Annotated in this window: 17 protein-coding genes; 6 read left to right on the top strand and 11 right to left on the bottom strand. The window is 65.5% G+C overall.

What is annotated here, in order from left to right:
• Positions 1-30 precede the first annotated feature (30 nt).
• The 6 genes from LB554_RS15375 to LB554_RS15350 all read right to left on the bottom strand — a co-directional run bounded on the left by LB554_RS15375 (position 31) and on the right by LB554_RS15350 (position 6,888).
• Positions 31-867 (bottom strand): ATP-binding cassette domain-containing protein, encoded by an 837-nt coding sequence (locus LB554_RS15375; protein ID WP_140714131.1) that lies wholly within the window; start codon positions 865-867, stop codon positions 31-33.
• Positions 860-1,738 (bottom strand): ABC transporter ATP-binding protein, encoded by an 879-nt coding sequence (locus LB554_RS15370; RefSeq protein WP_224585359.1) that lies wholly within the window; start codon positions 1,736-1,738, stop codon positions 860-862. The genes LB554_RS15375 and LB554_RS15370 overlap by 8 nt, the downstream gene beginning before the upstream one ends.
• Entirely contained in the window at positions 1,735-2,583 is an 849-nt protein-coding gene (locus tag LB554_RS15365; protein ID WP_140614831.1) for an ABC transporter permease, read from the bottom strand. Before LB554_RS15365 ends, LB554_RS15370 begins: the two co-directional genes overlap by 4 nt.
• A complete protein-coding gene (locus LB554_RS15360; protein WP_140714127.1) occupies positions 2,576-3,583 on the bottom strand; it encodes an ABC transporter permease in 1,008 nt (335 codons plus the stop codon). Before LB554_RS15360 ends, LB554_RS15365 begins: the two co-directional genes overlap by 8 nt.
• Before the next feature lie 88 nt (positions 3,584-3,671).
• Positions 3,672-5,201 (bottom strand): ABC transporter substrate-binding protein, encoded by a 1,530-nt coding sequence (locus tag LB554_RS15355; protein ID WP_140714125.1) that lies wholly within the window; start codon positions 5,199-5,201, stop codon positions 3,672-3,674.
• A 112-nt stretch (positions 5,202-5,313) separates the two neighbouring features.
• Positions 5,314-6,888 (bottom strand): phytoene desaturase family protein, encoded by a 1,575-nt coding sequence (locus tag LB554_RS15350; RefSeq protein ID WP_224585357.1) that lies wholly within the window; start codon positions 6,886-6,888, stop codon positions 5,314-5,316.
• A gap of 118 nt (positions 6,889-7,006) precedes the next feature.
• Between LB554_RS15350 and LB554_RS15345 the strand changes: the two genes are divergently transcribed.
• The 6 genes from LB554_RS15345 to LB554_RS15320 all read left to right on the top strand — a co-directional run bounded on the left by LB554_RS15345 (position 7,007) and on the right by LB554_RS15320 (position 17,520).
• Complete coding sequence (locus LB554_RS15345; RefSeq protein WP_224585355.1) at positions 7,007-7,798, top strand: cyclase family protein; 792 nt, start codon at positions 7,007-7,009, stop codon at positions 7,796-7,798.
• Between the two features lie 151 nt (positions 7,799-7,949).
• On the top strand, positions 7,950-9,521 hold the full coding sequence (locus LB554_RS15340) for a phytoene desaturase family protein (protein WP_224585353.1): 1,572 nt from the start codon (positions 7,950-7,952) through the stop codon (positions 9,519-9,521).
• Positions 9,521-10,003, top strand: a complete 483-nt coding sequence (locus tag LB554_RS15335) for a MarR family winged helix-turn-helix transcriptional regulator (RefSeq protein WP_140714119.1) — start codon at positions 9,521-9,523, stop codon at positions 10,001-10,003. The genes LB554_RS15340 and LB554_RS15335 overlap by 1 nt, the downstream gene beginning before the upstream one ends.
• Before the next feature lie 44 nt (positions 10,004-10,047).
• Positions 10,048-12,201 (top strand): indolepyruvate ferredoxin oxidoreductase subunit alpha, encoded by a 2,154-nt coding sequence (locus tag LB554_RS15330; RefSeq protein WP_224585351.1) that lies wholly within the window; start codon positions 10,048-10,050, stop codon positions 12,199-12,201.
• Positions 12,194-13,762: an indolepyruvate oxidoreductase subunit beta family protein gene (locus tag LB554_RS15325; RefSeq protein ID WP_224585349.1), complete on the top strand. Its 1,569-nt coding sequence runs from the start codon at positions 12,194-12,196 to the stop codon at positions 13,760-13,762. The genes LB554_RS15330 and LB554_RS15325 overlap by 8 nt, the downstream gene beginning before the upstream one ends.
• 347 nt (positions 13,763-14,109) lie before the next feature.
• On the top strand, positions 14,110-17,520 hold the full coding sequence (locus LB554_RS15320; protein WP_224585348.1) for an acyl-[ACP]--phospholipid O-acyltransferase: 3,411 nt from the start codon (positions 14,110-14,112) through the stop codon (positions 17,518-17,520).
• Between the two features lie 82 nt (positions 17,521-17,602).
• Here the strand turns inward: LB554_RS15320 and LB554_RS15315 are convergent, their stop codons facing one another.
• From LB554_RS15315 to LB554_RS15295, 5 genes are all read right to left on the bottom strand, one after another.
• A complete protein-coding gene (locus LB554_RS15315; RefSeq protein WP_224585347.1) occupies positions 17,603-18,841 on the bottom strand; it encodes a DUF1501 domain-containing protein in 1,239 nt (412 codons plus the stop codon).
• Between the two features lie 46 nt (positions 18,842-18,887).
• Entirely contained in the window at positions 18,888-20,402 is a 1,515-nt protein-coding gene (locus LB554_RS15310; protein WP_224585346.1) for a DUF1800 family protein, read from the bottom strand.
• A gap of 118 nt (positions 20,403-20,520) precedes the next feature.
• The gene (locus LB554_RS15305; RefSeq protein ID WP_224585345.1) at positions 20,521-20,802 is read right to left on the bottom strand and encodes a GCG_CRPN prefix-to-repeats domain-containing protein; all 282 of its coding nucleotides are present in this window, start codon (positions 20,800-20,802) and stop codon (positions 20,521-20,523) included.
• A 108-nt stretch (positions 20,803-20,910) separates the two neighbouring features.
• A complete protein-coding gene (locus LB554_RS15300; RefSeq protein ID WP_224585344.1) occupies positions 20,911-21,366 on the bottom strand; it encodes a periplasmic heavy metal sensor in 456 nt (151 codons plus the stop codon).
• Positions 21,363-21,815, bottom strand: coding sequence for a hypothetical protein (locus LB554_RS15295; RefSeq protein WP_224585343.1), 453 nt, complete (start codon positions 21,813-21,815; stop codon positions 21,363-21,365). Before LB554_RS15295 ends, LB554_RS15300 begins: the two co-directional genes overlap by 4 nt.

The following is a 21,815-nucleotide window of genomic DNA, read 5'->3' as shown; positions in this document are numbered from 1 at the left end:
TCCGAGCCCGCTTTCGGCGTGCGTATGCATTCATGTCTGAGCCTTGGCAGCGGAAGGAATGTCCAGCCAGCCCTCGTCGATTTCGGGCAGCGGGATCGCCGAAATCAGGTCGCGCGTGTAGCTCTGCCGCGGCATGTCGAACAGCGCGTCCGTGGCGCTCGCTTCCACGATGCTGCCTTCGCGCATGACGATCACCTGCCGGCACAGCCGCCGGATGACCGACAGATCGTGGCTGATGAAGGCGACCGTCAGGCCCATCTCCGCGGCAAGCTTCTCCAGCAGGGTCAGGATCTGCGCCTGCGTCGAGACGTCGAGGCCGGAGACGATCTCGTCGGCCAGCACGAATTTCGGCGACAGCGCCAGCGCGCGGGCAATGCCGACGCGCTGGCGTTGGCCGCCCGACAGTTCGTGCCGGTAACGGCTGGCAAAACTCTGCGGCAGGCCGACGCGCTGCAGTGCCTCGGCGACGCGGGATTTCAGATTGTCGCCAAGCCCGTTCTGCTTGAGCGGAGCGGCGATGATGCTGGCAATGGTACGGCGCGGGTTGAGCGACGACATCGGATCCTGGAAGATCATCTGCAGGTTGCGGCGCAACGGCCGCAACTCCGATTCCGGCAGATGGGTGATGTCACGACCTTCGAAACGGATCTCGCCGGCGCTCGGCTCCAGCAGCCGCACCAGCGCACGGCCAAGCGTCGACTTTCCCGAACCGGATTCGCCGACGATGCCCGTCACCGAGCCGCTGGGCAGGTCGAAATCCAGGCCTTTCAGAATCTCGGCCAGCGGTGCGCGGCCGATGAGCGGCTTGCGCGTCATGTCGGGCAAGGCGACCTTCAGCCCGCGCACGGAAAACAGCGGCTCAGCCATGCGGACGCCTCCAGGCCTGGTCGGCGGCAGCGATCTCTGCGGCGAGCCCGGCCAGTACCGCCTCGTCCACCGGCTTCAGCGAAGCATATGGATCGGTATAGCGCGGCGTCGCCGCCATCAGCGCTCGGGTGTACGGATGCCGAGGTGCCGCGAACAGCGCCGCGGTCTCTGCCTCTTCCACCACCTTGCCGGCATAGAGCACCGAGACTTTCTGGCTGATCTTGGCGACGACGCCGAGATCGTGGGTGACGAACAGGATCGCGGTGCCATGTTCGCGCTGCAACGCAGCGATGAGCCGCAGGATCTGCTTCTGCACGGTGACGTCGAGGGCCGTGGTCGGCTCGTCGGCGACGATCAGCCGTGGCTCGGCTGCGAAGGCGGCGGCAATCAGCACGCGCTGGCGCATGCCGCCGGACAATTCGTGCGGGTAGCTCTTCAGCACGCGGTCGGGGTCGCGGATCTGCACCTCATCAAGCAACTGCCGGATACGCCGATCGGCCTTGTCTCCGCTCCAGCCGAGAATGCGCACCAGACGGTCGGTCATCTGGGGGCCGATGCGGCGCGAGGGGTTGAGTGCGGTCAGCGGATCCTGCGGGATCAGCGCCGTGCGCGCGCCGATCAGCGTGCGCCGCGCTTTTGGCGGGAGTTTGCCGAGGTCTTCGCCCTCGAGTCTCATGTAGCCTTCGACGATGCGCACGCTCGACGGCAACACACCAAGCACCGCCTTGCCGATCATCGTCTTGCCGGCGCCGCTTTCGCCGACAAGCGCGCGCACTTCACCGGGTTGTACCGAGAGCGAAACAGAGCGCAGCACGCGCTGGCCGTTGGCCAGCACGGCGCTCAGATCGGTTATGTCGAGACAGGCGCTCATCGCAGCACCGGATCGAAACGCGTCTTCAGCGCTTCGCCGAACTGGCTGAAAGAGAGCACGGTGAGGATCAGCGTGATCAGCGGGAAGACCAGCACCCACCATGCCTGATGGATCGACAGCCGGCCCTCGGCGATGATGCCGCCCCAGGTCGGGTCGTCGGTCGAGATCGACAGGTTGACGAAGGACAGGATCGCCTCGACGATGACGGCGATGCCCATCTCCAGCGACAGCAGCGCCACGATCGACGGTACCACATTGGGCAGCACTTCGCGCAGCATGATGCCGAAGCGGCCATAGCCGGCGATACGGGCATTCTCGACATAGTCCATGCGTGACTGGCCCATCGCCTCGGCGCGAATGACCCGGCAAAAACGCGTCCAGTCGATGATGGCGATGGCGAGGATGACGGAGCTCAAGCCGGTGCCGAGCACGGCGACCAAGAGGATGGCGAACAGCACCGGCGGGAAGGCCATCCAGATGTCGACGATGCGCGAGATGATGCGGTCCGCCCAGCCGCCGAAATAGCCCGCGACCAGCCCTAATGTGGAGCCGACCACGCAGGCGGCGATGGCCGCCGCGAAAGCAACGATGAAGGCGATGCGGCCGCCGAAAATCAGCCGGGAGAGCAGGTCGCGGCCGAGACTGTCGGTGCCCAGCCAATAGCCGGGCTCGGCGCCATCGAGCCAGAAGGGCGGCAGACGCTCCAGCATCAAATCCTGCGCCAGCGGATCCTGCGGCGCCACCAGCGGCGCCAAGATCGCGGCCAGCAGCGCCAGCAGCAGCCAACCGCCGGCGAGCCACAGCCTCGGGCTCGATCCGTGCCTGATGATGCGTGCCTCATCCATGGCGCAGCCTCGGATTGAGCAGCGCGTACATCATGTCCACCGCGAGATTGATCAGCACGAACAGCAGCGCGAAGACCAGCACGATGCCCTGGATCAGCGGCAGGTCGCGGTTGATGACGGCGTCGATCGCCATGTTGCCGAGGCCCTCATAGGAGAACAGCCGCTCGACGATGACGGTGCCGCCGATGAGGAAGGTGAACTGCACGCCGATGAGCGTCAGCGTCGGCAGCGCGGCGTTCTTCAGCGCCTCGCGCAAGATGACCTGCGTTTCCGAAAACCCCTTGACCCGCGCCAGCACGACATAGTCGAGGTTGAGCACCTCCTTCAGCGACTGCTTCAGGAGCTGTGCGATGATGGCCGCGAGCGGCAGCGCCAGCGCCACGGCTGGCATCAGCATGTGCTTCAAGAGGTCCCAGGTGAGGTCGAAGCGCAGCCGAAGCAGGCTCTCGAAGAAGTAGAACTGGGTGACGAAGGGCAGGTCGAGCTGCGGCGACACGCGGCCGGAAATGTCGAAGATCGGCACCAGCACGCCGAACAACAGGATCAGCACCAGGCCCCAGAGAAAATCGGGGATGGAAAGCGCGGCACCGCTGGCGATGTCGATGCCGGCCTCGACCGCCGTGCCGCGCTCGCGCGCGCCCAGGATCGCCGTCGTGCCGCCGATCGCCACCGCCATGATGAGCGCGACAATGGCAAGCTCCAGCGTTGCCGGCAGCCGGTTGAAGACGAGGCCAAGCACGTCTTGCCGCAGCGAGATCGAGGTGCCGAAATCGCCTTTGACGACGCCGGACAGCCAGATGAAGAACTGCTGTACGATCGTCTTGTCGAGCCCATAGAGTGCACGCAGACGGGCGATGTCGTCATTGGTGGCGCCAGGCGGCAGCATCATGGCGATCGGATCGCCGGGCGCGACGCGGATGACCACGAATACGACGACGGCCACGCCGAACAGCGTGATCAGCATCGTCAGCAGACGGATCAGGAATCGTTGCAGGAGCATGTAAATCTTTGCAGGAGCCCGCAGGCTCATATGCCTGTAGAAATGCGCGCCGTCGCCATGGACGGCGCGCGGTAAGCCCAGGCTGATATCAGGCCGGGGTCATCAGGGCCGGCAGCAGCGCGCCGGAAATATGCTGCACCACCTTGACGCCCTTCGCATGCACGATCGGTTGCGCATACTGCATAAGCGGCAGCACGTAGGCCTGCTCGGCGATGTATTTATCGACCGCCTTCCACCCGGCGATGCGCTTGGTCTCGTCCTTCTCTCCCCACAGCGGGTTGATCATGTCGATCAGGTCCTGGCTGTCCCAGACCGAATGCGGGCTCGGCCCATACATGGCAAAGCCGGTCGACGTGGTCGGGTCGCCAATGGCGTTGCCCCAATTGTAGAAGGCCGCCGGCGCCAGCTTGTCGGCGGCGCGCAGCTCGTAGTGCTTGGCGATCTCGTAGACCTCGATCGTCGCCTCGATGCCGACCTTGCGCCACATGCCGACGATCGCCTGGATCATCTCATAGTCCTTGGGCTTGAAGCCCTTGGTCGTCTGGATGGTGAACTTGACCGGCTTTTCCGGCGAATAGCCTGAAGCAGCCAGCAGCTCCTTGGCCTTCTCCGGATTGTGCTCCACCTTGATCGAGGCATCGAAGGCCGTGTATTCCGGCGTTTCCAGCGTGGCGATCGGCTGGCCATAGCCGCGCAGCAGCCGCTTGACCAGAAGCTCCTTGTCGACCGCCATGACGGCTGCCTGGCGCACGTTCTTGTCCAGCATCGCTTCGATGTCGTTGAAGAAGATCATGCCGATATCGGAAACATTCTTGATCGACCCGGCAAGCCCGTCCTTGGCGATCAGCCGGTCGTACTCTTCATAGGGGATTTCGAGCGTCACCTGCGAGGAACCGGATTCGATCTCGGCCACGCGGCTCGCCGCGTCGGTGACGAATTTGATCGTCACGTTCTCGAATGCCGGCTTGCCGCCCCAGTATTTCGGATTCGCCTTGAGCCGCAGGAAGGCGTTGCGTTCGAACTTCTCGACCATGTAGGGGCCGGTTCCGATCGGAGCCTTCTCGAAACCTTCGGCACCGACCTTCTCGTAATAGGCCTTCGGCATGATGTAGCCGGTGAGGAACGACATCCATTTGAAATAGACCGGGTCGAACTGCACGACATCGCCCGTGATCTTGTTGCCGTCGATCTTGAAATTGTTGACGTTCTTCCACACGAACTGGATCGGGTTGCCGGTCTTTTCATCGCCCGCCCGCTGCAACGACCAGACCACGTCCTCGGGCGTGAACGGCGAGCCGTCATGCCAGGTTACACCCTCGCGCACCGTCATCATGATCTTGGTGCGGTCCTCGTTCCAGCCCCATTCGGTGAGCAGGCCCGGCGCGAAGGACAGGTCCGGCTTCTGCGGGATGAACTGGTCGAACACCGACTGGTAGAGGCCCTGGATGGTCGGGTTGACGGCCGACGGTCCGGTGGTCGGGTCCCAGGACGGCAGGTTGACATTATAGGCGATGGTCAACTCGCCGGCGGCGGCATTGGCCATCTTGGGCAGGCCGACAGCGGCCACGCCAAGTGCCGCGGCACTGTACCCCAGTAATTCGCGTCTGTTGATTGTCATGGTCGTTCCCCTTGTTGGTTTATTTGTCTTTTGCGCGGCTTCGTCCGGTCATTGGTTCGGGCTTCGTCGGCAGCAGCGCTTGCCTCTCGTCGCCTTCATGAAATCGTCTGGCCTACCTCCCGCCAAGCTGTTGCGCGAGCATGAAGCCCGAGGCGGCACCCGTGCCGGCACCGGGCCATGTCGCGGCGCCGGTGAGATGCAGATTGCTGATCGGCGTGTCCCAGCCGGCATAGCCGCGCGCCGGACGGAACAAGAAGTTCTGCGCCAGATGATGGCTGCCGCAGACCTGGTCGCCGCCGACGAGGTTCGGGTTCTCGCGCTCGAGGTCGATCGGCGAAAACACGGCGCGGCCGAGGATCTTCGCACGCAGCCTAGGTGCGTAGGTCTCGATGATGTCGAGCACGCGGTCGGCATAGGCCTCCTTGACCTGGTCCCAATGCGCTGGTGCGATCCTGGCCGAGGCGTCGCCCGCGATTTCGGCGGGCAGCATGCGCACCTGCACCCACAGAACATGTTTGCCTTCAGGTGCCCGGGAAGGATCGACCGCCGTCGGCTGGCCGACGACCAGCACCGGTTCGTCCGGCAACATGCCCGCCATCGCCTGCTGATAGGTGCGCGACATCTGCTCGAGCGATGGCGCCAGATGCACATAGGCGAACTGTCGAAGCTCTGCCCCGGCGCGCCAGTCCGGCAGGTCGTCCAGCGCCAGGTGGATCATCATCGTGCCCGGCGCATGGCGGAATTTTTGCATCGCCATGTCGAAGCCGGCGTCGCCCGAACCGACCGGCAGCAACTTGCCGGCCAGCGCCTTGGGCGTGACGCCGGCAATCACCGCCTTGGTGGCCGTATGCGTCTCGCCGGAAGCAAGCCGCACACCGGTCGCCTTGCCACCGGAGACGGTTATCTCGGCGACATCGGCGCCGGTGACGATCCTGCCGCCGGCCGATGTGACAATGCCGGCCAGCGCCCGGATGATCGTGTCGGCGCCACCCTTGCCCAGCACCATGCCAAAACTCTGGTTGGCCATCGATTCCAGATAGGGGAACACCGCGCCGCCGGCGATGTCGGGCGCGAAGTCGAGATGCATGCCCCAGGTGGCGAGCGTCGCCCTGATGTGTGGAGACTCGAAATTTTCCTCCAGCCAGGCACGCGGCGACGACAGCAACAGCCGGCCGGTGTCGAGCGCGCCGGAAACACCTTTTTTGCGCCACAGGTTCCAGGCGGTGCTTGCAAGCGCCCGGGCGCTCATCGGCGAGCCCAGCAGCTTGAACAAATGCTCGGCTTCGGCGGGGAAGCCAGCAACCAGCGCTCGCCACGTCGCGGCATCGGCGGCTGAGAAGGCCGCCATGCGGCTGGCGGTCTTTTCCAGGTCGTTGCTGACACCGAACCAGCGTCCATCCGGGAACGCGCTGGCGAAACAATCGGCGACCGGCGCGAATTCCAGCCCCTGCGCTTTCAATTCATTTGCATATTTCCGGTGGAAGGCGGAGCCGGCGAACAGGCTCAGATTCATCGCGCCGAAATCGTGGCGGAAGCCCGGAAGCGTGAATTCGCGGGTCTGGACGGCTCCACCGATTGTTGTATTGCGCTCGAAAACCCCGGTTTTCCAGCCCTTGAGCGCCAGATGCGCGGCGCATGCCAGAGTGTTGTGGCCCGCCCCGACAAAGATGGCGTCGAACTCGCTCACGCCCCGTTCCCATTTCCTTTATGCTTAAAGATAATTGCAGATGCATATGTTTTCGTCTAGTAGGATATTAAGGGCCGAGACGAGCCTTGATCATGTCAGACAAGAGGGAACAGAGACCATGGGTACCCAGAAACTCCTCGGCGAAGTTGCCGGCCAGCTTCTTTCCGGCGCCATTAAGGTGGTCGACCTGACGGCGCCGCTCGGGCCCGACACACCGCTGATCAAGCTGCCGCCGGAGCTTGCCGTCGACACGCCGAAGGTCGAGATCCACTCGATCTCCCGCTATGACAAGAACGGTCCATGGTGGGCGTGGAACTGGCTGAAGCTCGGCGAGCATTCCGGCACGCATTTCGACGCGCCGCAGCATTGGATCAGCGGCAAGGATTATCCGGACGGCGCCACCGATACCATTCCGGCGCAGAATTTCATCGGGCCGGTGAATGTCATCGACTGTTCGAAAGAGGCCGCCGCCGATCACGATTTCCTGCTCACCGTCGACCACATCAAGGCCTGGGAGGCCAAGCATGGAGCGATCAATGCCGGCGAGTGGGTGGTGATGCGCACCGACTGGTACAAGCGCAACGGCTCGGAAGCCGAGTTCCTCAACGCCAACGAGACCGGCCCGCATACGCCCGGCCCGACGGCGGAAGCAATCCAGTTCCTGATCAGCAAGGACATCAAGGGCTGGGGCTCGGAGACGATCGGCACCGATGCCGGCAAGGCCGGCGGCATGGAGCCGCCATTCCCGGCGCACACGCTGATGCACAAGGCTAACCGCTATGGCCTCGCCAGCCTCTGCAATCTCGACCAGCTGCCGCCGAAAGGCGCCATCCTGATCGCGGCGCCGCTCAAGATCGAGCACGGCACCGGCAGCCCGATCCGCGCGCTGGCGCTGGTGCCGGGGAAATAGAGCGAGGCGGTCTTCGGGAGAAGATCATGGCTGCAAACGGTACCGCGATGACGAAGTGGGCGCGGCGACCTCGTGAGGTTGCCGCTCTACGCCAAGGAACGCTACCGCGCGCAATTGAACATCATCCACCAAAGCGGGGGAGCACCCCTCGATGACCGCCCCCGATCACATCATCGTCGGCAGCGGCATCAACGCGCTGGTCTGCGCGGCGATGCTCGGCGGCAAGGGCGCCAAGGTGCTCGTTCTGGAGCGCAACGACCGTATCGGCGGTTGCATGCGCACCGAGGAGATCACCGCGCCGGGCTTCGTCCACGACGTGATGGCGACCACCTTCGTGCTGTTCATCATCTCGCCGGCCTTTGCAGCATTGGGCGGCGACCTCGCCCGGCACGGGCTGGAGTTCTGCCACACCGGCACGCCGACCGGCGTGCTCATGCCTGACGGCAGCCATGCCGTGCTCAGCACCGGCCGCGCCGCCAATGTCGCTGCGCTGAACGCGATCGCGGCCGGCGACGGTGACCGGCATGCGGAAGATGTCGGCGGCATCGAGCGCAATGCCGGCCTGCTGTTCGGTCTGCTCGGCGGCGCGCTTTGGTCGTACCCGACGGCGAAGCTGCTGGCCGGCGATACCTGGCGGCGTGGTCCGCGCGGCCTAGCCGCCTTTCTTGGCGAAGCGCTGGTGCCGGCGCGCGGCTGGCTGGAAAGCAGCTACCAGTCCGAAACCATTCGGGCGCTCTGGGCGCCCTGGGTGCTGCATGCCGGGCTTGGCCCGGAAGATGCGTTTTCCGGCCAGATCGCCAAGGTGATCGCCTTCGCGCTGGAGGCTGCCGGTGCGCCGATCGTCAAGGGCGGGGCGAAGAACCTGCTTGCCGCCTTCGAAGCGCTGATCAGGGAACGCGGCGGCGACATCCGCACCGGCGCCGACGTCGCTTCGGTCGTCCAGGCGGGTGGCCGCGCAGCCGGTGTGCGGCTGGCGTCGGGCGAAACGATCACAGCGAACAAGAGCGTCATCTGCTCGGTCACGCCGACGCAGCTTTACGGCCGTCTGCTCGGCAAGGACGCTTCGAAGGACGACGTCGAAGCGACGCGGAAATACCGCTATGGCAAGGGCAATTTTCAGATCCATTACGCGCTGACCAAGCCGCCGTCCTGGCGCGGCGAGGGCCTCGACAAGGTGGCGCTGCTGCATCTGACGCCCGGACTGGATGGCGTTTCGAAAGCCTGCAACGAGGCGGCGCGCGGCATGCTGCCGGAGGTGCCGACCATCTGCGTCGGCCAGCCGCACGCGCTCGACCCATCACGCTGTCCGGAAGGCCAGGCGATCCTGTGGCTGCAACTCCCCGAGGCGCCCCGTTACATCAAGGGCGACGCCGCCGGCAAGCTCGATGCGCCTGCCGACGGACTATGGACCGAGGCGCTGCGCGAGGCCTATGCCGATCGCGCTGAAGCGATACTCGCCGGCCATATCGACGGCTTCAAGGACAGCGTGATCGCGCGCCGCGCCTATTCGCCGGCCGATCTCGAAGCGATGAACATCAACCTGGTCGGCGGCGACCCTTACGGCGGCTCCTCTGTTGTCGACCAGTCGTTCCTGTGGCGGCCGTTCAAGACCAGCCGCAACCATCAGACCGGCGTCAAGGGCCTCTACCATATCGGCGCCTCGACCCATCCCGGTGCGGGCCTCGGCGGTGGCTCCGGCTTCCTGCTGGCAGGGAGGCTGTGATGGAACAGAAGGTCGTCGAAAAACGCCAGCGCATTTCCACCCTCGGCCAGATCGGCCTGCAGCAATTCGCGCCCTATCTGATGAACCGCATCATGGGCCGCTACAACGCCACCTTGCGCGACGATTTCCGCAAGCAGGGCCTGACCATTTCGCAGGTGCGCACGCTGGCGGTGCTGTCGGTCACCGATGGCGTCACCGTCAACGACCTCTCGGTCTATACGGTCATCGAGCAGTCTACCCTGAGCCGCACGCTCGACACGCTGGAGGGCCAGGGCTTCGTGCGGCGCGAGCAGGGCGTCACCGACAGCCGCATCCGCCACGTGTTCCTGACCGACGAGGGCCGCGCCGAGTTCACCCGCGCCTGGCCGGCCATGCATGACGCCTTCGAGGCGATGTTCGACGATATCGACGACGCCGAATATGCAGCACTCATCGCAACGCTTTTGAAGATGCTCAAAAACATTCGCAAGCACGACATCTAGATATAGGCGCCGCCAGCTGTCGGCGGCAACGGAAGGAGGCAGACATGGCCGAACGGTCTTTTGCCAAGGAAGTCGAAAAACTCAGGCTCGGCGCCGGCGAGGAATTCGCCGGCGAGGGCATCCTCGCCATCACCAAGGCGCTGCTGCAGTGCGGCGTCGGCTATGTCGGCGGCTATCAGGGCGCGCCGATCAGCCATCTGATGGACGTGCTGGCCGACGCGCAAGACATTCTGGGCGAACTCGGCGTGCATTTCGAGGCGAGCGCCTCGGAAGCCACCGCCACCGCCATGCTCGCCGCTTCGGTGCATTACCCGATCCGGGGCGCGGCGACGTTCAAGTCGACCGTCGGCACCAATGTGGCTTCAGACGCGCTGGCCAACCTCGCTTCCGGCGGCGTCACCGGCGGAGCGCTGATCATCGTCGGCGAGGATTATGGCGAGGGCTCCTCGATCATGCAGGAGCGCAGCCATGCCTTCGCCATGAAGAGCCAGGTCTGGCTGCTCGATCCCCGTCCCAACCTGCCGTCCATCGTCAAGGCGGTGGAGGATGGCTTCGAACTGTCGGAAATCTCCAACACGCCGGTCATGCTGCAGGTGCGGATCCGCTGCTGCCACGTGCATGGCCATTTCATCGCCAAGGACAACAAGCGTCCGCCGATGACGGTCGCCGATGCGCTCGAAGCACCGCGCCGCGACACCGGCCGTATCGTTCTGCCGCCCGCCTCCTTCCTGCACGAAAAGGAGAAAGTGCAAAAGCGCTGGCCGGCGGCGGTGGATTTCATCGCCAGGAACAAGATCAACGAGTTCTTCGGCTCGGACCATGGCTCCGTCGGCATCGTCATGCAGGGCGGCATGTACAATTCAGTCATCCGTGCGCTGCAGCGGCTCGGCCTTGCCGACACCTATGGCGAGACGGATGTGCCGCTCTATGTGCTCAACGCCGTCTATCCCTTGGTCGACGACGAATTCCTCGTCTTCTGCGAGGGCAAGCAGGCGGTGCTCGTCGTCGAGGAGGGCCAGCCCAACTACATCGAACAGGCCTTTGCCGCGATGCTGCACAAGGCCGGGCGCGGCACCAGGCTGGTCGGCAAGGAGCACCTGCCGATGGCTGGGGAATATACCGGCCAGATCATGCTCGACGGTATCGGCGCCTTCCTGCGCGCCGAGGCCCCGCATCTGCTGCCGGGCGAAGTGCGCGCACCCAACAAGGTCGGCGACGGCGTCGACACGGCGGACCTGATCAATGTCGTTCCAGGACGACCGCCCGGTTTCTGCATCGGCTGCCCGGAGCGGCCGATCTTCGCCGCGACCAAGCTGGTCGAGCAGGAGCTCGGCAAGCACCACATCGCTTCCGATATCGGCTGCCATCTGTTCTCGATCATGCCGCCCTTCGAACTCGGCGCCACCACCATGGGCTACGGGCTCGGACCAGCCTCGGCCTCGGCGTTCAACGCGCCCGATGCCAAGCGCCGCTCGATCTCCTTCGTCGGCGACGGCGGCTTCTGGCACAACGGCCTGACCTCATCGATAGGCAATGCGGTGTTCAACAAGAATGATGGCGTCATCGTCATCGTCGATAATTTTTACTCGGCCGCCACTGGCGGGCAGGACATCCTGTCGTCGCGCGCCGGCAACAAGACCAAGTCGACCAAGCATCCGATCACCGAGGCGGTGAAAGGCATGGGCGTAAAATGGCTGCGCCATGTCGACCGCACCTACGATGTCGGCAAGATGCAGGACACGCTGCGCGAGGCGCTGACGACTGACGAGAAGGGGCCAAAAGTCATCGTCGCTTCGTCGGAATGCATGCTCAATCGCCAGCGCCGCGAAAAGCCGCTGGTCGACAAGGCGATCAAAGGCGGCGAGCGTGTCGTCAAGCCGAAATTTGGCGTCGACGAGGACATCTGCACTGGCGATCATGCTTGCATGCGGCTCTCCGGCTGCCCATCGCTGTCGGTCAAGTCGCTCGACGATCCGCTGCGCGACGATCCGGTCGCATCGATCGACCAGAACTGTGTCGGCTGCGGCAATTGCGGCGAGGTCGCCGATGCGGCGGTGCTGTGCCCGTCCTTCTACCGTGCCGACGTCGTGCACAATCCAAGCCGCTGGGACCGTTTCCTGGAGGCGGCGCGCCGCGCGACGATCGGCTTCCTGCAGAGGCGGCGCGAAGGCCGGCGCCTGATATTCGCCGATGCTTGATCCCGTTCCTTCCTCGCGCCCCCGGTCCGGTGCTGCCGATGAGCCGGTGATCAAGCTCGCCGTTCTGGCCGTCGGCGGCCAGGGCGGCGGCGTGCTCGCCGACTGGATCACCGATGTCGCCGAGCGCAATGGCTTTGTCGCGCAATCGACCTCGGTCGCCGGCGTCGCGCAGCGCACCGGCGCCACCATCTACTATATCGAAATGGCCCGCGACACCGGCCGCCTGCCGGTCTTCGCGCTGTCGCCCTCGCAGGGCGATGTCGATATCCTGATCGCCGCCGAATTGATGGAAGCCGGCCGAGCCATCATCAGGGGCTTCGTCACCCCCAACCGCACGACGCTGATCGCTTCCTCGCACCGCATCGCCGCCGTGTCGGAAAAGATCGAACCGGGTGATGGCCGCGCTTCGTCGTCCAAAGTCCACGCCACGGCGGAGGCCGCGTCGAAGCGCTTCATCGCTTTCGACATGGAAAAGATCGCCGCCGACAACGGCTCGATGATCTCGGCCAGCCTGCTTGGCGCGCTGGCCGGCTCCGACGCGCTGCCGTTTACCCGTGAAAGCTACGAGCAGGCGATTGGCACCGGCGGCCGTGGCGTCAAGGCCAGCCTCGCCGCTTTCGCGGCCGCGTATGATCGTGCGCGCGGCACGGCGGCGCCGACGGCGAAACCGGCGATTGTCGGATCTGCCTTGGGTTCGGGACATGTGAGTGGCCCGCGAAACTTGTTGCAGGGATGGCAGGCGCTTGCCGCTCGCATCGACCTGCTGCCGGTTGCCGTGCGCGACATGGCGCTCAGGGGCCTGAGAAAGGTCGTCGACTACCAGGACATCGCCTATGGGCGCGAATATCTCGACCGGCTGGACAAGGCCGTCGCGATTGACAGCTTGGATCCAACCCATGCGCTGTCAATCGCGGCCGCCAAGCATCTGGCCAACGCCATGTGCTATGATGACATGATCCGCGTCGCCGATCTGAAGACGCGCTCGACCCGCGCCAGGCGGGTGCGCAAGGAGGTTGGCGTCAAGGATGGTTCGGTCCTGCAAGTGACCGAGTACTTCCATCCGCGCATCGAGGAGTTCTGCGGCTCGCTGCCGGCGAGGCTGGGCAGCTACATCGAGGACCGGCCGAAATTGGCAGCCTTCCTCGACCGCCGCATCAACCGGGGCCGCCGCATCCGCACCGACAGCTTTGCCGGCTTCGCCGCTTTGTGGTTCATCGGCGGCCTGCGCCGCTGGCGCCGCCGCCTGCTGCGCCACAAGGTCGAGACCGCGCATCTTGACCAATGGTACACGCTCGCGCTTGGCTACGTGCCGGCGGATTACGCGCTTGCCGTCGAAATCCTCAATTGCCGCCGGCTGATCAAGGGCTACAGCGACACGCATGTGCGCGCCCAGTCGAAATTCGACCGCGTGCTCTCGGCGCTTGATCTGCTCGAGGGCAGGGACGACGCCGCCGACTGGATCCGCCGCCTGCGCGAGGCGGCGCTGAAGGACGAGAAGGGCGACATGCTCGACGGCGCGCTGAAGACCGTGGCGACCTTGGGTCCGGCAACGGGCAACTGAGCCGGCACGTCCCGACAGACTTCACCGGGGCACCGGCCCCGTTGGTATGCTCGAAGTCTCGGAGGGTCACCCCGTGGCGCCCTCGGTCCTGCGAGGGCTGGTTTCGACATTCGGACCATCAACCGGTTTGGTGAACGCTGTTCATTTTTCCCCTTGAACGATGTTCAAGGCGTGATAGAGTGCGATTGTGAACGACGTTCATTTCGCAGCGGCCGAAAGCCGCGGATGGGCAAAAGCGCAGCAAGAAAGTTTAACCAGCTCAGGACTATCACTAAAACTGAACAGCGCCTGCAACCCGCAGGGCCTATCGGCACACTGTCGAAGGGTTCCGCCAGATGGAAATCGCCATGAACACGCATCTCATGCTTTCGCGGCGCTTCGCGCCACTTTTCTGGACGCAGTTCCTGTCCGCCTTCAACGACAATTTCCTCAAGAACACGCTGGTGTTCCTGATCCTCTTCACACTTGCCGCCGATCAGGCGGCCTCGCTGGTCACTTTGGCCGGCGCCGTGTTCATGGCTCCATTCCTGCTCCTGTCGGCGCTGGGCGGCGAGATCGCCGATCGCTTCGACAAGGCGCTCATCGCACGCCGGCTGAAATTTGCCGAGATCGGCGCCGCTGCCGTGGCGGTCGTCGGCATCGCGCTGTCCTCCATCCCCGTGCTGATGGCCGCGCTGTTGATGTTCGGCATCATCTCGGCGCTGTTCGGGCCGATCAAATACGGCATCCTGCCCGATCACCTCGAACGCAAGGAATTGCCGGGCGCCAACGCCTGGATCGAGTCGGCGACTTTCGCCGCCATCCTCGGCGGCACCATCGCCGGGGGCGTGGTCTCGGCCGATGGCATCGGCGTCTCGGTCTTCGGGCCGATCATGATGATCCTCGCCGTCGGCTGCTGGTTCGTCAGCTGCTACATCCCTTCAACCGGGTCCGCGGCGCCCGACCTCGTCATCGACAGGAATGTCTTTCGCTCGACCTGGCGCCAGGTCAGCGAATTGCGCACGGACTCACGGATCTGGCGCGCCGGCCTGATGACGTCCTGGTTCTGGCTGATCGGCGCCATTGTGCTTTCGATCCTGCCGACGCTGGTCAAGGATCAGCTCGGCGGTGGCGAGATCGCGGTCACCGCCTATCTCGCGGTGTTCGCTATCTCGATCGCCATTGGCTCGGCAATCGCCGCGTGGATGTCGCAGGGACGCATCGTGCTCTTGCCCGCACCGGTCGGCACGGCGCTGCTGGCGCTGTTCGGCCTCGAGCTCGCATGGACCATCTGGAGCATGCAGCCTTCGCCCAGATCCGAAACCCTTGGCCTCTTCTTCGCCGGGCCAAACACGATCCGTGTTGCGATCGACCTCGCCGGCATGGCCATTTCCAGCGCCTTCCTTGTAGTGCCGACCTTTGCCGCCGTGCAGGCCTGGTCGCCGGAGGCGCGCCGCGCCCGGGTCGTCGCCGCGGTCAGTATCGTCAACGCCGGCTTCATGACCGTCGGCGGCTTGCTCGTCGCCATCATCCAGGCAGCCGGCGTCTCGACGGGAGGCATCCTGTTCGGCCTCGCCCTGGCCAATGCCGTCGCCGCCTGGCTGATGCTGAAATACCTGCCGACCAATGCCTTCCGCGATTTTGTCTCCATTCTTTTCCGCGCCTTCCATCGGCTGGAAGTCGAAGGCCTGGACAATCTCAAGGCCGCGGGCCCGGCACCCATCCTAGCACTGAACCATGTCAGCTTCCTCGATGGACCGCTGGCTCTGACGCTGACCAATGAGGAGCCGGTCTTCGCCATCGACTACACCATTGCGCAGGCCTGGTGGATGAAGCCGTTTTTAAAGCTGACCCGCGCGCTGCCGCTCAATCCGTCCAAGCCGATGTCGACACGCACGCTGATCAAGATCGTGCAGAACGGCGACCCGCTGGTCATCTTCCCCGAGGGCCGCATCACCGTCACGGGCGGGCTGATGAAGGTCTATGACGGTGCCGCCATGGTGGCCGACAAGACCGGCTCGATGGTGGTGCCGATCCGCATCGAGGGGCTGGAGAAAAGCCCCTTCTCACGGCTGACGGCACAGCACGTGCGCCGCCGCCTGTTCCCGAAGGTCAAGGTGACCATACTGCCGCCGGTCAGGCTCAAGGTCGACGACGAGCTGAAGGGACGCAAGCGGCGCGCCGCCGCCGGCGCCGCGCTCTACCAGGTGATGTCCGACCTCGTCTTCCGCACCCAGCATATCGACAAGACCGTGCTCGAAAGGATCATCGAGACGGCGACCGAGCGCGGCATGAAGCAACTTGCCGTGCAGGATCCGGTCGCCGGTTCGCTGAGCTACGGCAAGCTGCTCACGGCTGTCGCCGTGCTCGGCGAGAAGTTTGAGACGCTCTATGCCGGACAGGACACGCTCGGCATCATGCTGCCCAACGCCAATGGCGCCTGTGCCGCGCTGCTCGGCGTCATATCCGCCGGCAAGGTCCCCGCGATGATCAACTTCACCGCCGGTGCCGCCAACATCCTGTCCGCTTGCAAGGCGGCGCAGGTAACCACCATTCTGACCTCGCGGGCCTTTGTCGAGCAGGCCAAGCTTGGCGCGATCGTCGAGGAGATCGGCCGCTCGATCAACATCGTCTGGCTCGATGATTTGCGCGCGACCATCGGCCTCAAGGACAAGCTGCTCGGCCTGCTGCGCAAGAGTACGCCCAGGGTTGCCCGCAAGGCCACCGACCCGGCCGTGATCCTGTTCACCTCGGGCTCCGAAGGGACGCCGAAGGGCGTCGTGCTCACCCACCGCAACATCCTGGCCAACGCCGCGCAAGCCGCCTCGCGCATCGATTTCCATTCGGGCGACAAGGTGTTCAACGTTCTGCCGATCTTCCATTCCTTCGGCCTGACGGCGGGCACGGTGTTGCCGCTGGTGTCCGGCGTCCCGGTCTATTTCTATCCGTCGCCGCTGCACTACCGCATCGTGCCGGAACTGGTCTATGCCTCGAACGCGACGATCATCTTCGGCACCGACACCTTCCTCAGCGGCTATGCGCGTACGGCGCATCCCTATGATTTCCGCTCGGTGCGCTATTGCTTTTCCGGTGCGGAGCCGGTCAAGGCCTCGACCCGCGAAACCTACATGGAGAAGTTCGGCCTGCGCATTCTCGAAGGTTACGGCGTTACCGAGACGGCGCCGGTGATCTCCATCAACACGCCGATGTACAACAAATCGGGCACGGTCGGAAAAATCATGCCCGGCATGGAATATCGTCTGGAACCGGTGATCGGCGTCGAGGGCGGTGGACGGCTGTTCGTGCGCGGCCCCAACGTCATGGCGGGCTATCTCAGGGCCGAAAAGCCGGGCGTGCTCGAACCGCTGCAAGATGGATGGCACGACACCGGCGACATCGTCAGCATCGACGATGCCGGTTTCGTCAGCATTCGCGGCCGCGCCAAGCGTTTCGCGAAGATCGGCGGCGAGATGATTTCGCTGGCTGCGGTGGAAGCGCTGGCGGGCGAGCTGTGGAAAGGTTCGCTCTCGGCGGTCGCGACCGTACCGGACCCGCGCAAGGGCGAAAAACTGGTGCTCGTCACCGAAGCCGAGAAAGCGACGCGCGCCGAGTTTCTGGCGTTTGCAAAGGCAAACGGCGCCATGGACCTGATGGTGCCGGCTGAAGTGCGTGTCGTGGCGCATGTGCCGGTGCTCGGCTCGGGCAAGATCGACTTCGTCGGCGTGACCAGGCTGGTACGCGGCGAAGCCTTGCAGGCAGCCAAGGTCGAGGCCGCCTGATCGCCGGCGACAGCGAGACGGCGCCGCGGGAGGCGGCCCGGCGCCGCCCCCCCGCGTCTCCTACCGCGGCGCCGCCAGACCTTCAGGCGATCAGGTTCATCATCGGCTTCACAGCACCTGAGTCCGGAAACACTTTCTCGCCGAGCACCGAGGCCGAAAGTCCGAACTGGTCGGCGAGCAGGCCTTTCAGCACCGCCCTGACGTCGCTGGTCGGCGCAAGGTCGCGCTGCTGGTAAAGTTGCGCGGGCTTCAGCCCCGGCCAGTCGGCGATGACGCGGCCGCCCTTGATGGCGCCGCCGGCGAGCAGCACCACGGTGCCGGTGCCGTGGTCGGTGCCGACCGTGCCGTTGATCCGCGCGGTGCGGCCGAATTCGGTGATGGCGACGATCGCCGTATCCTTCCAGCGCTCGCCGAGGCCTTTTTCGAATTCCTCGAAGGCGCCGTCGAGGCCGCCGAGCAGGCTGGCGAGACGGCCGGTCGCGCCGCCTTCGTTGACATGCGTGTCCCAGCCATCGAAGGCGAGTGCCGCGACACGCGGCCCGTCCTCGGCGGCGATCAGCCTGGCGGCACCTTGCGCGGCCTGCCGCATGCCGGCGGCGCTGTCGAGGCCTCCTTTCGGCTTCACCGTCTTGGCGCCCATCTGGTCGTCAAGCGCCATGCGATCGGCGTCGAGACCTTTTTGCAGCGCGACGGCCAGAACCGGATCGCGATGCTGGTAGAGGTCGAGAACGCGCGCCGCGAGGTCGCCGGCCGGTGCCGGCAGCGATTGCGGCGCCCAGCCGAGCACGGGAGCCGCGCCACGGATCACCAGCGGCGTCGACGGTCCGACGGCCAGGCCGCCGAGTGTCGCCACGCGGTCGCCCGCCGCCAGGTTCTCCAGCGCCCGATTGAGCCAGCCGGTGGCGACATGGCCGGGACCGGCAAAGCCGCTTTCCAGCACATCCTGGCCATCGAAATGCGAGCGCTCGCGATAGCCGGTCGCAGCGGCGTGCACGACAGCCGCCTGCTTGTTCTTGAACAGCCGCGCAAACACCGGCATCGCCGGATTGACCGCGAAGAAAGCATCGAGCGGCAGTGCCGCGTGCGGGCCGGTGAGCGACAGGGCGATGTCGCCATGCAGGCCGGCATAGTCGGGATCGCCGACCGGACCGACGGTCGACAGGCCGTCCAGCGCACCGCGCAGCACGATGACGATCAGGCGCGGGTCGCGGTTGTCGGCGACACGGGCGAAGCGCGGCAGATAGGCCCAGGCAAACAGCGCGCCGCCGGTCGTCAGCACGGCGCGGCGGGAAGGGTGAGGGGTTTCGTACAGCAGGCTCATGACTTCGTCTCCATGGGAGCTGTCGACGCCGGACCTATCGTTCGATCTATCGTCGCTGGAATTCGGGCGCCATCAGCAGCAGCGCCAGGCCTTGCTGCTTGGACTCCGCGCGGGCGACCGCCTGCCGTGTTTCGGGCGAGGCGGATGGACCGATGACCGCGTCGAGCATGCCGTTGGGGTTGCCGAAGTCCTTCACTTGCCAGGCGGCCTGCCATGCGATGTCGAGGCGGGTCTTTATGCCTTCCGCCGATGCCCAGCTGTCCGCCTGGTCGGGAAAGCCGTTCGGTCCCGGCGGCCCCCAGAGCGGCTCGCCCAGCGCGTTGAGCCAGTTGAGCGACTGGCCAGGGTCGTTCGTCGGGCCAGGACCGGCTGCCCGGCGGATGGCCGCGATATAGTCGAAGGGCGAGCGCATCTTGGCCAATGGCGTCGACCACGCTTCCGGCATGTCGACGAGCGCCGCCGCCAGTGCCCTGAGATTGCCGTCGCTCTTGGCGAACACCTTGGCGAGGCGGGCGACCGCCGCCGACGGCGGGTCGTCGGCTATGAAATGGCGGGCAAGTTGCGTGGCGATGTGTTGCGCGGTCGCCGGATGACGGGCGATGTCATTGAGCACGGCCTCGGCCTGGCCCATGCCGCCAGCCGGATAGGTCTTGCCGAGCAGCACCGCGTCACCCGGCTCATGCGCATTGGCGTTGAAAACGGAACTGCCGGGTTCGCCCAGCCGTCCTTCCCGTCCGGCCATCATCCAGCCGGTCAGGATGCGCGCGAAGCTGGTCACGTCGGCTTGGCTGTAGCCGCTGCCGACACCGAGCGTGTGCAGTTCCAGGATCTCGCGGGCAAGGTTCTCGTTGAGGCCGTGCTGGCGGTTCTTGCCGGCGCGGGAGTCCGGGCCGATCGACTGCTGGTTGTCGAGATAGAACAGCATCGCCGGATGCCGCTCGACCGCCATGAGCATGTCGGCGAAGCGCCCGAGCACGAAGGGCCGGATGGCCTCCCGTTCGAACGCCCCGGCGCTGGCGCGCACGATGTTGTCCTTGGCGACGGAGACGCAGAAATGGTTCGACCAGAAATAGACCAGGCGCTCGACGAAGCCGGCCTCTGCCTGCATTGCCTTGTCGAAGCGCGCCTGTGCCTCGGCCCGGAACAACATAACCTCGACAGGCGGCACAGCGGCGGGTTTGGCCGCGGCCGCGGCCGGGGCGACGGGCGGCGACATGACCGGTGCGGCGGGTGGAGGCATGACCGAAGCCGCGGCCGACGTGGCCGCTGGCGGCTGCTCCGTCGCCATCCGCTGCCGGTCCCGCTTGCGCTGGAGATTTGCCGCCATGCTGGCCTGGATGGCCGGCGTGCTCCCCTTGAGGTCGGCATAGGCGGGATCATCGAGCGATATCATGGCGACGTCGGGCCGCCGCAACTCCGCCTTGAGATAACCGCGAGGGTCGCCGGCCAGTCTTTCGCGATCACCCGGCCGGGCTCCAAGGCCGAAGCGATTGAAGACTATCAAGGCGGGATCTGGCAGGGCGGGATCTGGCGCCATGGGCACTTTGGTCACGACAGCCATGTCAACGCTCCATCGTTGGATCTCACGCGAGGCGCGCGACGCCCGATCGGCTGTTTCCCCAGCGCAAACCGGGGATAGGCGGCCGGGCAGGCGGATGCCGCCCGGCCCTCCCGCGCGCTTACCAGCGGTGCCAGCGGTGCCAGTGGCGGTGCGGATGCCAGCCGTAGTAGGCCGGGCCGTGCCAATAGCGGTAGCGCGGATACACCACGACACGGTTGGGAACGCAGCGCCCCCAGTGATTGGGATGCCATCCAGGCCCGCAACCCCAGGCCACGTGCTCGATCAGCGCCGGGGCGGCCGGCTGCGCCACCATCGGCATGGCGGCGGAGGTCGCGACGGTCGCGGCGGTTCCGGTGAAGGCGAGGACGGCTGCCGCCGCATACTGTGTCAGACGGTTCATGACGTTACTCCGAATATTCTCCGAGAATGAAAACCTGTGCGTACCGATTGGTCCGGCAGGCTGCCCTTCCTCTGGTTAAACGGCCTCGCGGTCGTTTTCCGTCGGCGGTCACGGCGATTTTTTCGGCTCTGCCGCCGGTGGCGGCCCGGCCCGCCTGGCCAGCCCGTCCGCGAGCACGGCGCGATCCCCGGCCGAACCCGCCGTCGCGAACTCGACGATGCGCTGCTCAAGCCGTGTGCGCACGGCGATATCGGCATTGCGCGCCCTTTCCAGCGCGGCCGACAGGGCCGTCGTGTCGAGGACGGGCTGGCGCAGCAGGTCGGCTGCCTCGCGCCTGGCCTGCTGGCCATCGAGGATGACCTGGCGGGATTCGCGCCGCACGTCGCGCAGCGCCTTTCGAAACAGCACGCGTTCCTGGTGGGGAAGCCGGCTCCCGGCGGCTTCCAGCGAATAACCCTGGCCGGGCTTGCCGCTTCTTATCCAGACGGCTCCGCCCGCAAGCGCGCCGGCCAGGAAGACATTCAGCGCCACGGATGCGATCACGAGGTTGCGGCGCGTGCTCATAGGTCCTCCTCGATCGTCTCGCCATCGGACCCGGCATCGCCGAACGCCGTCGCATTGGCATCGAGCACATAGCGGTCGGGCTGAAACTCTGGCGTGACGACGCTCACCAGGGCCAATCCGGCGATGGCGCCGGCCAGGCCGATGCCGGCGAGTCCAAGACCCAGCCACCAGGCCCGTCGGCGCCGGCGCTGGACGAGCAGCCGGTCGGCCATTCGCAGGATGCCGCCGTGCAGTGCCGCGCCAGGCGCCATGACGTCATAGCTGTCGAGCAAGGCGTCGAGTTTGCCTGCCTGCCCCAATATGACCGCGCCCATCTCGGTCCTTGCGAACGTCGCGCCGGTCGTGCGGTTGGCCTGCGGCCACCGCCGCAAGTCGCCGCCATAGGCCGCCGCCAGAGCCGCAAAGCGCTCGGCATCCATTGCCGGTTCGTTCCTGGACCCATCAGACAT

It is taken from the genome of Mesorhizobium sp. CO1-1-11, assembly GCF_020164995.1.
GTDB classification, from domain to species: domain Bacteria; phylum Pseudomonadota; class Alphaproteobacteria; order Rhizobiales; family Rhizobiaceae; genus Mesorhizobium; species Mesorhizobium australicum.
This window is presented reverse-complemented; position numbering and strand designations above follow the sequence as displayed.